Below are 12,500 nucleotides of genomic sequence, written 5' to 3'. Positions count from 1 at the left end.
AAAGAGGGGGGGTACCCCGATTTTCACCGATGCGGCCGGTCCGGGCAAACATCGATGGCCGCAATGCTGCTATGTCCCCGTGGTCAGGTCATGTGCTGTCCGGGACAGCCCGTGCGTTGAACGGTGAATGCGCGGAATCGCGGTTTCCTGCGGCCAAAACGCACATGCCCCGGCGAACCGGGGCATGGGGTTTATCAGGCGGTTGCCGGCCAGCGGCCGGCACTACCTTGGGTTACCACTTGTAGGTCACGCGGCCATAGACGTACGCACCGTTGAACCCGTACGGCGAGTAGTTGCTGTACGGCAGCATGCCCCAGGTGGAGTTCTGCAGGTCCACGGTGCGGTCCGGATATTCGTCCAGGATGTTGTCCGCGCCCAGGGTCAGGGTCCAGTTCTCGCTCGGCTTGTAGCTGGCCGAGGCATCGAGCACCCACGAGGCGTCGTAGGTCTGGTCGCGCAGGGCGGTGGCCGAGTTGCGCACGGTGAACGAGCCGTAGCGGGTGGCGGCCAGGTTCAGGTCCCACCGGTCCGAGCGCCAGGTGCCGCTGAGGATGGTCTTGTCGCGCGGGTAGCTGTCTTCGATGCGGCCGATCTCATCGCGGCCGATCAGCGACTGGGTGATGCCCAGCGTGCCGAACACCGGCGGCGAGGCGATGAACTTCTTCACCTCGGTCTCGTTGTAGCTGTAGGCCGCGGTCAGCTCCAGCGAGCTGGCGGCGAACGGGATCGTGTAACTGGAGACCGCATCCACGCCGCGGGTGCGGGTGTCCACGCCGTTGGTGAAGTAGGAGAACGCGGTGACGCCCGGCAGGCCCAGGTTGGCCAGCAGCGCGTTGGCGGCGTCATTGGTGGTGATGTTGGTCGACAGGACGATGCGGTCGTCGATGTCGATCTGGTACGCATCCACGGTCAGGTACAGGCGATCCACCGGCTGCAGCACCAGGCCCAGGCTGTAGGAGGTCGAGCTTTCGGCCTTCAGCGGGCTGGCGCCCAGGGCCTGTGCGGCCGGGCTGGTGGTCGGGAAGGTGCCGCGTTCGACGAACACGCCGTTGATGATCGTGCTGGTCACCGCCTGGTAGCTCTGCTGGGCCAGCGAGGGCGCGCGGAAGCCGCTGGAGGCGGTGGCGCGCAGGGCGACCTTGTCGGTGAAGGCGTAGCGGGCGGAGAGCTTGCCGGAGAACTTGTCGCCGAAGTCCGAGTAATCCTCGTAGCGGCCGGTCACGCCGGCGGAGAACTTGTCGGTGAGGTCGGCTTCCAGGCCAGCGTAGACGGCGTAGTTGTCACGGTCGGCATCCACCGCGTTGAGCGGGGTGAAGCCGCCGAAGCCCTGCGCACCGCTGCCGGTGTAGGCGTTCAGTTCACCGGCTGACTGCTCCCACTTTTCCTTGCGGTACTCACCGCCGAAGGACAGCGTGACCGGGTAGGCCAGGCCCCAGTCCAGGGTCTTGGTCACATCGGCATTGACGATGTTCTGGGTGTACTCCAGCGCGCCGTCGTAGAACGAGCGCGGGCTGTTCACGCCGAGCGCGTAGTTGATGCTGTTGCGGGTGTGGAAATCGATCTTGTTGGCGCCGTAGTTGTAGCTGACGTCCCAGTTCCAGCCGCTGTCCGAGCCGCCCTTCACACCGGCGACCAGCGAACGGTCCTTGGAATACTGATTGATCTCAGGCACGAACCCGTCCGGGTAGGTCTGCGCCAGCAGCGCGCCCTGGTTGAGGTTGTTGCGCGAGCGGTAGAACGCGAACGAGGTGATGTCGCGGTTGCTGGCCATCGCCGTGGCATAGGCCGAGACGTGGTCGCTGAACTGGAAGCTGGCGTTGGCCGACGCGGCGGTCGCATCCACGCGCGGGTCACCGACCACGAAGGTGGTCTGGCCGATGTTGGGGAAGTTGCTCGTGTTCGGCACGGTGCCCTGGTACGGGCCGGCACGGTTGCTCTCGTCCTGCTGGACGATCTGGCCGGCCACATGCACGCTGCCGCGGCCGTCGGCGAAGCCGATCCCGGTATCGCCGGAGAGCTGGTACTTGTTGCCGTCACCGGCCGAGTACTGGCCGGCATCCAACGCCAGGCTGCCGCCGGAGGACGAGCCCTTGAGCACGATGTTGATCACGCCGGCGATGGCATCCGAGCCGTACTGCGCGGAGGCGCCGTCGCGCAGCACTTCCACGCGCTCGATCGAGGCGATCGGAATCGCGTTGATGTCCACTGCCGAGGAGCCACGGCCGATGCTGCCGTTGACGTTGATCTGCGCGGAGGTGTGGCGGCGCTTGCCGTTGACCAGCACCAGCACCTGGTCCGGGGAAAGGCCACGCAGCTGCGCCGGGCGGATGCCGCTGGTGCCATCGGTCAGCGCCGGGCGCGGGAAATTCAGCGAGGGCAGGGCGCGGGCCAGCGCGGTGGCCAGCTCGGTGGTGCCGGTGGACTGCAGCGCCTCGGGGGTGATGATGTCGATCGGCGATTGCGACTCGGCCACGGTGCGGTCGGCCACGCGGGTGCCGGTGACGATGATGGTGTCCAGGGTGTTGGCGGCCGTCCGGGCAGGCACGTCCTGGGCGGTGGCGGCGAAGCTGGACATACCGAGCGCGACAGCTACGGCGGCGGCGAGCGTACTGGTCTTGCGGTTCATCAGGATGTGGCTCCGGTAGTGGCGGTGCTGCACCAAAGCGACATCACGGCATCGAGGATCGGGTCTGCGAAGGCGGTGTTGCGGTGCGCAATAGACGGATTAACGGGATATTCATCGCTTGTCAAATGTAGGTCACGTTCGTAAAAAACGTTGCAGAAGCAACCATTTACGTGAGGCCGGGGATTTGACAGGGGGGTCCCGGGGTAGCGCGGGCAGGGTCGTGGGAGAGAGAAACGAGGCCTGCCGCGCATCCCGGGGCCCGTCAAGTATTCGTTAACGCTAGAATTACGTCGCAGGAAAGGTGCTCACGAGCACATTCCATTCCGTTATATGGACCCCCAAGATGATTTCCCTTCGTAACTTCGCCTTGCGCCGTGGCGAGCGGCTGCTGTTGTCCAACGTCGACCTGACCCTGCATGCGGGGTACCGCGTCGGCGTGGTCGGCCGCAATGGCGCCGGCAAGTCCAGCCTGTTCGCCGCCGTGAAGGGCGAGCTGGAGGCGGACAAGGGCGACGTCGATCTGCCCGGCAAGATCCGCATCGCCAGCGTGGCCCAGGAAACCCCGTCGCTGCCGGATCCGGCGCTGCAGTTCGTGCTGGAGGGCGACACCGAGGTGGCCGCCGTCATGCGTGAAGAGGCGGAAGCCGCGGCGCGTGAAGACTGGGAAGCGGTGGCCACCGCCCACCAGCGCATGGCCGAGATCGGTGCCTATGACGCCGAGGCGCGCGCCGGCAAGCTGCTGCACGGCCTGGGCTTCCCGGCCGAAACCCACTCGCGCGCGGTCTCCTCGTTCTCCGGCGGCTGGCGCGTGCGCCTGAACCTGGCGCGCGCGCTGATGATGCCCAGCGACCTGCTGCTGCTCGATGAACCGACCAACCACTTGGATCTGGACGCCGTGTTCTGGCTGGAACAGTGGCTGCTCAAGTACCCGGGCACCCTGCTGCTGATCTCGCATGACCGCGAGTTCCTGGACAACGTGGCCACCCACACCCTGCATCTGCACGGTGGCGGCGCCAAGCTGTACGTCGGCGGCTATACCGATTTCGAGCGCCAGCGCGCCGAACAGCTGCGCCAGCAGCAGCTCGCCCACGACAAGGAACAGGCCGAGCGCACGCATCTGCAGAGCTTCATCGATCGCTTCAAGGCGCAGGCCAGCAAGGCCGCGCAGGCACAGAGCCGCATGAAGCGCCTGGCCAAGCTGGCCGGTACCGAAGCGGTGCGTGCCGAGCGCGAGTTCCGCATCGAGTTCGCGCCGCCGGCCAAACTGCCGTTCTCGCTGATCCGCCTGAACCATGTCGAGGCCGGTTACGGCGCCGATTCGGTGATCCTGCACAACGTGGGCTTTGGCCTGGAGGCTGGCCAGCGCATCGGTCTGCTCGGCCCGAACGGTGCCGGTAAGACCACCCTGGTGAAGACCCTGGTGGGCGAACTGGACCCGATCAGCGGCGAGCGCGCCGCGCATCCGGACCTGCGCATCGGGTACTTCGCCCAGCACACGGTGGAGTCGCTGCATGAAGGGCAGTCGCCGATGGAGCACTTCCGCGACCTGGCCCCGGATGCACCGAACCAGTCCTTCCGCGATTTCCTCGGCAAGTGGAACTTCGCCGGCGACCGCGCGTTTGAACCGGTGGACGGCTTCTCCGGTGGCGAACGTGCGCGCCTGGCCCTGGCACTGATCGCCTACCAGCAGCCGAACGTACTGCTGCTCGACGAACCGACCAACCACTTGGATCTGGAAATGCGCGAAGCGCTGGCCGAAGCACTGGCCGACTTCGAGGGCGCGATCGTGATGGTCTCGCATGACCGCCATCTGATCGGTCTGGTCTGCGACACGTTCTGGCGTGTGGCCGACGGCGTGGTCGAACCGTTCGACGGCGATCTGGATGCCTACGCGGCGTGGCTGCGTTCGCGTCCGGCCGCGCAGGGCACCAAGCAGAAGATGGCCGCGGCGGCCCCGGAGCCGGTGCCGCCGACGCCGCCGCTGCCGCCGAAGAAGCCGGTCAATCCCCACAAACTGGCTGCTGCCGAAGCCAAGGTGGGCGAACTGGAGGCGCTGCTGGCCGACCTGGACCGCGAGCTGGCCAACCCGGCCAACTACGCCGATGCGACCCGCATGGCAGTCCTCGGTCGCGATCGTGAAGCCACCGCGACCCTGCTCAGCAAGGCCGAGCAGACGTGGATGGAATTGCTGGACGCGTAAACGGCATGCCGACCACCGGTCGGCATCTCCCTGGCACCCTCAGGCAACCGGTAGGTGCCGACCGTTGGTCGGCACATCGTCCTGCGCCTCCAGCCATTCCCGGAACCGCCGCGCCGCGTCGCTCTCGGCGCGCGAGCGCAGCCGCGTCAACCAATACCTGCCCAGATCCAGGGTCTGCGCGAAGGGTTGGATCAAGCGCCCTTGGGCAAGATCCTGCTCGAACATCTTCAACGGCAACAGCGCCACGCCCGCACCTGCGGCGGCGGCACTGGCCAGCGTCAGGGACGAATCAAACACCGGCCCACGCGCGTCCAGTTCCGGCGCGCCAGCGGCCTGCAGCCAGCGTGGCCACTCGTCGCTGCGGTAGGAGCGCAATAACGCCACGTTCGCCAGATCGCGCGGCTGCCGCAGCGTACGTGCCAACGCAGGTGCACACAGCGGCGCAAACGGGGCATCCAGTACGGCATCGCTGACCTGCCCCTGCCAGTCGCCATCACCGAACCGGATCGCCAGGTCCAGCCCTTCACCGGCCAGATCGATGCGGTTGTTATGGGTCTGCAGGCGCAGCTCGATATCCGGATGGCGCGCGTTGAAATCCCCCAGGCGCGGCAGCAGCCAACCGGTGGCGAACGTGCCGACCACGCCCGCGCTCAACACCTCGCGGAAATGCCCGCCGACGAACCGGTCCAGGCTGACCGCGATGCGGTCGAAGGCCTCGTTGAGCACCGGATACAGGCGGGCGCCTTCATCGGTCAGGGCGACTCCGCGCGGCAACCGGGTGAAAAGCGACACGCCCAGCCGGTCCTCCAGTGCGCGGATCTGATGGCTCAGCGCGGCCTGGCTGACGCACAGCTCCAGGGCGGCGCGGGTGAAATTCTGGTGCCGTGCAGCGGCCTCGAAGGCGCGCAGGGCATTGAGCGGCAGCTGGGGGCGGAGCATGGGCGAGCCGTGAGCAGGGATGATGCATCTTCGCACTGAGGGGCTGCTGCGGCGAGCGACGTGCAGAGATGACGCTGTTTTCCGCGTTCATTCCCGGCAGGGGGATCAGAAGGTATGAGGTCAAGTAATGACTTCCGCTGAAAATCCTCGCTGGTGGAGGCGCGGCAACCTGCCAATACTCAGGCCTTCGCCAAGGAGAACCCCATGATCGCTCGACGACAGTTCCTGCAATGGACCGGCGCGGCCGCCGCGTCTGCATTGGCCGCCACCGCCTTCGCCAAGACGCCGCTGCCCTCGCCGCAACCGGCCGTCGCGGCGAAAGACTTCGCAGCGTTGGAAGCAGCAAGCGGCGGGCGCCTCGGCGTGACCCTGCTCAATACCGGCACCGGCTGGCGTACCGGCAACCGCCAGGACGAACGTTTCCCGATGTGCAGCACCTTCAAGTTCGTGTTGTCCGCTGCGGTGTTGCACCTGGCCGACCAGGGCAGGCTCTCGCTGGACCAGCGCGTGCCCGTGCGCCAGCCGGACATGCTCTCGCATGCGCCGGTGACCACGCGGCACCTAGGCAAGGATGTCACCGTGCGCGACCTGTGCCGGGCGACCATGATCACCAGCGACAACCCCGCTGCGAACCTGCTGCTGGGCAGGGTGGGCGGGCCGGCCGGCGTGACCGCCTTCCTGCGTGCCAACGGTGATGCGGTGACCCGTAATGACCGGCTCGAGCCGGAGATGAACCGCTTCGCCCCCGGCGACCCGCGCGACACCACCAGCCCGGCGGCGATGGCGGCCAGCCTGCAGCGCTTCGTGCTCGGTGACGTACTCACGTCCGCCTCGAAACAGCAGCTGGCGGATTGGTTGATCGACAACGAAACCGGCGATGCGCGATTGCGCGCCGGGTTGTCCAAGGCGTGGCGGGTGGGTGACAAGACCGGCAGCAATGGCGAGGACACCACCAATGACATCGCCATTCTGTGGCCGCTCGCCGGCGGTGCACCGTGGGTGCTGACCAGCTACCTGCAGGGCGCGACGGTGGATGATGCCGGTCGTAACGACGTGCTGCGCCAGGTGGCGGTGATCGCCGAAGGCATCATCCAGCGCGCCGGGTAGGCGATGCCGCCCGGGAGGCACCGACCGTTGGTCGGTGCGCACACGGTAGGCACCGACCGTTGGTCGGTGCGCACACGGTAGGCACCCACCGTTGTTCGGTGCGCACACGGTAGTGCCGGCCGCTGGCCGGCAACCCATGAAACCGGCACCGCCCGCAGCCGGCACCGCCTGGAGCCGGCCAGCGGCCGGCACTACCCGTACAGCGTCAGCCTTCGGCGTGGCTGTTGCGCACCGCATCCAGGAAATCCCGGCCCCAGCGATCCACGTCGTAATACTCCACGCTGCCAAACAGCTGGCGCATGCGCCCGGTGGCTTCATCGTCGGGCATCGACAAGGCCTGCAACAGGCCGGCGGTGAGATCGGCCGGGTCATGCGGATTGGTCAGCACCGCGCCCTTCAGCTCGGCCGCCGCACCGGCGAATTCGCTGAGCACCAGCACGCCGTTGCTGCCCTCGATGCCCTGCGTGGCCACGAACTCCTTGGACACCAGGTTCAAGCCATCGCGCAGCGGGGTGATCCACATCACCTGTGCGGCGGCGTAGTGCGCCACCACCTCTTCGAACGGCAATGCCTGGGCGAAGAACCGCACCGGGGTCCAGTCCAGCCGCGAGAAGCGCCCGTTGATCCGCCCCACCGCCTGCTCGATCTGGTTCTGCAGCGTGCGGTAGATGGTCATCTCGCGTGCGGCCGGTACGCAGATCATCAGCAGGGTGACCTTGCCCTGGCGATCCGGATGCTGCTCCAGCAACCGCTCGAACGCCTCCAGCTTGGCCAGCGTGCCCTTGGTGTAATCCAGGCGCTCCACTGACAGCACCAGCTTGCGCGCGCCGATCTCGCGGCGCAGCTTGAAGATGTCATTGCGCACGTCGCTGCGTGCGAGCACGTTGTGGATGCGGCGCAGATCGGTGCCGACCGGGTGCGCACCGAGGGCGACTTCGCGGTCGCCCACGCGCAGGCGCGTGGTCATCGTGTCCAGGCCCACTGCGCACCCGTAGGTGAGAAAACGCGGGGCGCAGCTTTCCCAGGCCAGACGCTCGGCCGGCATCGCGCCGCGCACGACGTCCACGAAGTTCTCCACCTGTCGCGGAATGTGGAAGCCGATGTAGTCGCAGCTGAGCAGGCTGCCGATGATCTCGCGGCGCCAGGGCACCACATTGAATACATCCGCCGACGGGAAGTAGGTGTGGTGGAAAAAGGCGATCTTCAGGTCCGGGCGCAGCTCGCGCAGCGTGGCCGGCACCATCCACAGGTTGTAGTCGTGGATCCACACGGTCGCGCCATGCGCGGCTTCGGCGGCGGTGGCCTCGGCGAACTTGCGGTTGACCTTCAGGAAGACTTGCCAGTCTTCTTCGCGGAATTTCGCGCGTTCCCAGAACACGTGCAGCATCGGCCAGAACGCTTCCTTGGAGAAGCGCTTGTAGAAGATGTCCACTTCCTGTTTGCTCAGCGGCACGCGCGCGGCGGTCAGGGTGGGGTAACGCTCGGCATCCACTGCCAGGTGGGTCTGGAACGGACCGCGCTTGGGCTCATCGATTCCCCAGGCGACCCAGGACCCCTTCTGGCCGCCTTCGAAGAAGCTCAGCAGCGAGGGGATGATGCCGTTGGGCGAGCGCGGCGGGCGCTGCACCAGCACGCCATCTTCCATCACTTCATCGAAGGGCAGGCGGTGATAGACCATCACCAGGTCGGCGCCATCGGCGCGCGCCTGCGGCGGTGGGCGCAGGAAGGGATCGTCATCGGCGAGCAGGCCGAAATGTTCGATCGCTTCGAGGATGCCGCCGCACCCCGGCGCCTGTGCATGGAAGGTGTGCTTCAGGTCGGCCGTCGCGGCGGTCAGCGCCGGCTCCGAATCGCCCACGCACACCCCGCGGAAACCGGAGGTGTACATCGACAGGTCATTGAGGGTGTCGCCGGCCACCAGGATGCGATCGCGCGGCAGTTCCAGCAGGCGCGCAAGCGCGGCCAGGGTGCGGCCCTTGTCGGTATCAGGCGGCAGGATGTCCAGATAGCGGTCGGCCGAATACAGCACATCGCAGCCCAGCGCCTGCGCGGCGGCCTGGATCTGCGAGCGCAGCGGCGCCAGCGTGTCGGGATCGCAGAAGTACGAGCAGCGGCGTTCCTGCGGCACGTCCTGGCGCTGCAGCGCGGTGAACGGACGCATCGCGGCGGCGACCACCTGCTCGCCCGGCCAGTGCGCGTCGATCATCGATTGCAGGGGCTGCATCGGCTGCAGGGTGTGGCCGTCGACGACGGTGGCACCGACATCGCAGACCACGTAATCCGGGCGCGGAATGGCCGGATCGGAGAGCAGGGGCATCACCGCTTCCAGGCCGCGGCCGGTGATGAAGATCAGGCGGATACCCGGGTGCTGGTCGACCAGCCGGTAGAGCCGATGACGCGCGGCGGGATCGCCGGCGAGGAAGGTGCCATCCAGATCGGTGGCGAGGATCAATTGCGGGGCCGGCGGCGCCGGCGGTGTACGGGTTGGAGTGAGGGAGGTCGGTGTCGAAACAGTCAATGCACTTCCTTATCGGAGTCAGAGGGGAGGGGGATATCGGGATCCGGCGGCGCGGTGTCGGTCTCGGGCATCAGTTCCAGCGCCGAGGGGGTGGTGCGCAGCATCAGCCGGAAGCCGACCGGATGCGTGCGCAGCCGCTGGAAGCTGAGCAGGCGCGCGGTGGTGAACAGCGCCAGCAGCATCAGCACCACCGCGAAGTACAGCGGCAGTGCAGGCGCGCCGAACTGCTGCATCGCCGCGCCCGCCAACGCGGGGCCGAGCGCGGCGCCCACGCCATGGACCAGCAGCAGGCTGGAGCAGCCCGAGAGCAGATCTTCGCGCGGCAGGTAATCGAGCATGTGCGCGACCGCGAAGGGATACAGCGCGAAGGCCAGCCCGCCATAGAAGAAAAACAGGCCGAACAGCAGATGGGTCTGCGCCTGGATCATCGGCAGCGAGGCCACCACGGCGATACCCGCCGCGGCCAGGCTCAGCGCGACCAGTCCGGTGCGGCGGTCATGCCCGTCGCTGATGTGACCCAATGGCCATTGCAGCAACGCGCCACCGGCGATGGCGGTCAGCATGAACATCGCGACGCCATTGCCGTCCAGGCCGACCTCGCCGGCGTAGACCGGCAGCAGGCCCCAGAATGCGCCCATCGCCAGGCCGGAGAGGCCGGCGGCAACCGTCGCCACCGGTGCCATCGCATACAGCCGCGCCAGTTTCAGGCGCGGCACCGAGGGAATCTCCGGCGGGCGCAGGCGCGTAGCGGTGACCGGCAACACTGCCGCGCAGACCAGGATCGCGGTAAGCATGAACATCGAGGTCGCGCCGGCGTCGCCAAGCATCAGCAGCACCTGGCCCAGGGCCAGTGCCGAGAGGTTGACCACCATGTAGAGCGAGAAAGCACGGCTGCGCAGGCGCGGGTCGGGCTCGGCGTTGAGCCAGCTCTCGATCACGGTGTAAAGGCCCACCAGCGCGATGCCGGTAAGGATGCGCAGCACGCCCCAACCCACGGGATTGATCCACAGAGGGTGCAGCAGCACCGCGATGGCGGCGAGGGCGGCAAAGAAGGCAAACGCACGGATATGGCCGATGCGGCCGATCAGCGAGGGGGCGAAGAAGGTGCCGATGAAAAAACCGGCGAAATAGCCGGACATCACCAACCCCAACGTGCCGGCACCGAAGCCGGCTTCACCACCGCGCACCGCCAGCAATGTGCCGAGCAGGCCGCTGCCGGTCAGCAGCAGCGCCACACCGGCGAGCAGGGCGGTCAGCCGCAACATGCGTGCGCCCTTCGTGGGGAAGAAGGCGAACAAGTCACGTGATTGACCATACCACAGCGGGTATGAAGCCCCTGTTGCAGCGCAGGCGATGGGTGCGCGTGCGTGACGATGCAGCGGGTCGTCCGGTTTGCGCTGGTCGTTCGCGCCCGTTAGGGTGGGGGCATGAATGTAGTCAAACTCCTTCCTTTCGCCGCTGCGCTGGCGATCACCGCGTGCAGCGGTTCGAACGACACCGTCGGCCATGATGTCTCGATGGCGCCGTCCGATGCGTTCATGTCTGCCGTGGCCGCGCACTGCGGCAAAGCGTTCGAAGGCCGCATCGCGGTCAACGAGCCCAAGACCGATGCGCCCGATCCTTTCGAGGGCAAACGGCTGGTGATGCACGTGCGTGGCTGCGAGGACCCGGCGCATGAGCTGCGGATTCCCTTCCATGTCGGTGATGACCATTCACGGACCTGGGTGCTCACCCGCACCGAGCATGGGCTGCGGCTCAAGCACGATCATCGCCACGAAGACGGCAGTCCGGATGTGGTCACGATGTACGGTGGCGACAGCAAGCCGCCAGGCACCGCGCAACGCCAGTCATTCCCGGTCGATTCGGACTCGGTGGCGATGTTCCGCAAGGCGGACATGCTCGCCTCGGTGCAGAACACCTGGGCAATGGAAGTGGAGCCGGACCAGCGCTTCGTCTACGAATTGACCCGCCCGGGCGGGCGCCACTTCCAGGTGGTGTTCGACCTGAGCAAGCCGGTGGCACTGCCGCCGGCGCCGTGGGGCAGTGAGACGCCTGCGCCGTAACGCAGCGCGGTAATGCCGGCCGCGGGCCGGCGTCACCGCGAGCGTGCCGACCAACGGTCGGCACCTACCAGGGGGAACGCTCAGCGCGCCCCGAACCGGGCGCGGCACCCGCCGCTGACCCACAGGCTGCCATTGCTGTAGCCCCAGCTGCGGCCTTCCACGCAGGCCGTGCCCGACAACTGCTGCACCAGCGCCGGGCGACCCTGACGGGCATCCCAGGCACAGGTCTGCTGGCGCTTGTCGTTGCTGCTGCAGGTCACGCTGTAATTGCTGTTGCCGCCGCCGCCCCCCCAGTTGCCGCCGCTGTTGCCACGCGCTTCGGCGAACTCGCCGCGGCAGCCGCGATTGACCCAGATTGCCCCATTGCGCACGCCCCAGGTCTGGCCCTCGACACACGCCGTACCGGAGATCTGGCGAACCAGGGTGGCGTTGCGCCAGCCGGTGTTGCAGGTGCGCTCGCGGTTGTCCTGGCTCTCGCAGCGGATCGTCGCGCCGGTGCCGCCACCGCCGCCCCAGTTGCCGCCATTGCCACGGCCCTCGACGAATTCGGCCCGGCAGCCGCCGCTGACCCAGACCGTCCCGTTGCGCGAGCCCCAGTTGCGGCCCTCGGTACAGGTCGTCCCGGAGATCTGGCGGGACAGCCGGGCACTGCGCCAGCCGGTATTGCAGACCCGCTCGCGGTTGTCCTGGCTTTCGCAGCGGACCGTGCCGGTGTTGCCGGGGCCGTTGCCGCCGCCATTCCAGCCACCCCCGTTGCCGTTGCCGTTGCCGCGCAGCGACGTGGCGATGTCCTGCTTGATGCGGGAGAAGTTCCAGCCCGAATTGACCTGGGCCAGGTAGAAGCGCAGCTGGTCATCCGGGATCCGGCGGCCATTGGACTGGTCGGCGTATTCCTGGGTGATGACCCGGCTGCGGTCGGAGGAGGACAGCTGCGACAGATTTTCCGGGGCATAGGCCCGGGTACTCATCTGGGCGTGCAGGGCCGGGGCCATACAGGCCAGGGCAAGGGTGAGGCAGACGGTGCTCAGACGGCGTTGCATGGCGACA

The 12,500-nt window shown here is 67.3% G+C and carries 8 protein-coding genes; 3 read left to right on the top strand and 5 right to left on the bottom strand.

Annotated features, from left to right (window positions below; all coding sequences use genetic code 11):
• Positions 1-232: 232 nt before the first annotated feature.
• Positions 233-2,626 (bottom strand): TonB-dependent receptor, encoded by a 2,394-nt coding sequence (locus ABE422_RS08580; RefSeq protein WP_313212519.1) that lies wholly within the window; start codon positions 2,624-2,626, stop codon positions 233-235.
• A gap of 343 nt (positions 2,627-2,969) precedes the next feature.
• On the opposite strand from ABE422_RS08580, the gene ABE422_RS08575 reads away from it, so the two are divergent.
• Positions 2,970-4,826 (top strand): ABC-F family ATP-binding cassette domain-containing protein, encoded by a 1,857-nt coding sequence (locus tag ABE422_RS08575; RefSeq protein ID WP_346482806.1) that lies wholly within the window; start codon positions 2,970-2,972, stop codon positions 4,824-4,826.
• Positions 4,827-4,865: 39 nt separating this feature from the next.
• On the opposite strand, the gene ABE422_RS08570 is transcribed toward ABE422_RS08575, so the two are convergent.
• Positions 4,866-5,765: a LysR family transcriptional regulator gene (locus ABE422_RS08570; RefSeq protein ID WP_346482805.1), complete on the bottom strand. Its 900-nt coding sequence runs from the start codon at positions 5,763-5,765 to the stop codon at positions 4,866-4,868.
• Positions 5,766-5,969: 204 nt separating this feature from the next.
• On the opposite strand from ABE422_RS08570, the gene blaL2 reads away from it, so the two are divergent.
• Positions 5,970-6,872: a L2 family extended-spectrum class A beta-lactamase gene (gene blaL2, locus ABE422_RS08565; RefSeq protein WP_346482804.1), complete on the top strand. Its 903-nt coding sequence runs from the start codon at positions 5,970-5,972 to the stop codon at positions 6,870-6,872.
• Positions 6,873-7,077: 205 nt separating this feature from the next.
• On the opposite strand, the gene ggpS is transcribed toward blaL2, so the two are convergent.
• Both ggpS and ABE422_RS08555 read right to left on the bottom strand, forming a co-directional pair.
• On the bottom strand, positions 7,078-9,324 hold the full coding sequence (gene ggpS / locus ABE422_RS08560) for a glucosylglycerol-phosphate synthase (RefSeq protein ID WP_346466729.1): 2,247 nt from the start codon (positions 9,322-9,324) through the stop codon (positions 7,078-7,080).
• Between the two features lie 62 nt (positions 9,325-9,386).
• Positions 9,387-10,655, bottom strand: a complete 1,269-nt coding sequence (locus tag ABE422_RS08555) for an MFS transporter (RefSeq protein ID WP_313212515.1) — start codon at positions 10,653-10,655, stop codon at positions 9,387-9,389.
• A gap of 162 nt (positions 10,656-10,817) precedes the next feature.
• On the opposite strand from ABE422_RS08555, the gene ABE422_RS08550 reads away from it, so the two are divergent.
• Complete coding sequence (locus tag ABE422_RS08550; protein ID WP_346482803.1) at positions 10,818-11,453, top strand: hypothetical protein; 636 nt, start codon at positions 10,818-10,820, stop codon at positions 11,451-11,453.
• An 80-nt stretch (positions 11,454-11,533) separates the two neighbouring features.
• On the opposite strand, the gene ABE422_RS08545 is transcribed toward ABE422_RS08550, so the two are convergent.
• A complete protein-coding gene (locus tag ABE422_RS08545) occupies positions 11,534-12,493 on the bottom strand; it encodes a DUF3011 domain-containing protein (RefSeq protein ID WP_313219720.1) in 960 nt (319 codons plus the stop codon).
• Between the last annotated feature and the right edge of the window lie 7 nt (positions 12,494-12,500).

Source organism: Stenotrophomonas sp. TWI1151, assembly GCF_039673135.1.
GTDB lineage: Bacteria > Pseudomonadota > Gammaproteobacteria > Xanthomonadales > Xanthomonadaceae > Stenotrophomonas.
This window is presented reverse-complemented; position numbering and strand designations above follow the sequence as displayed.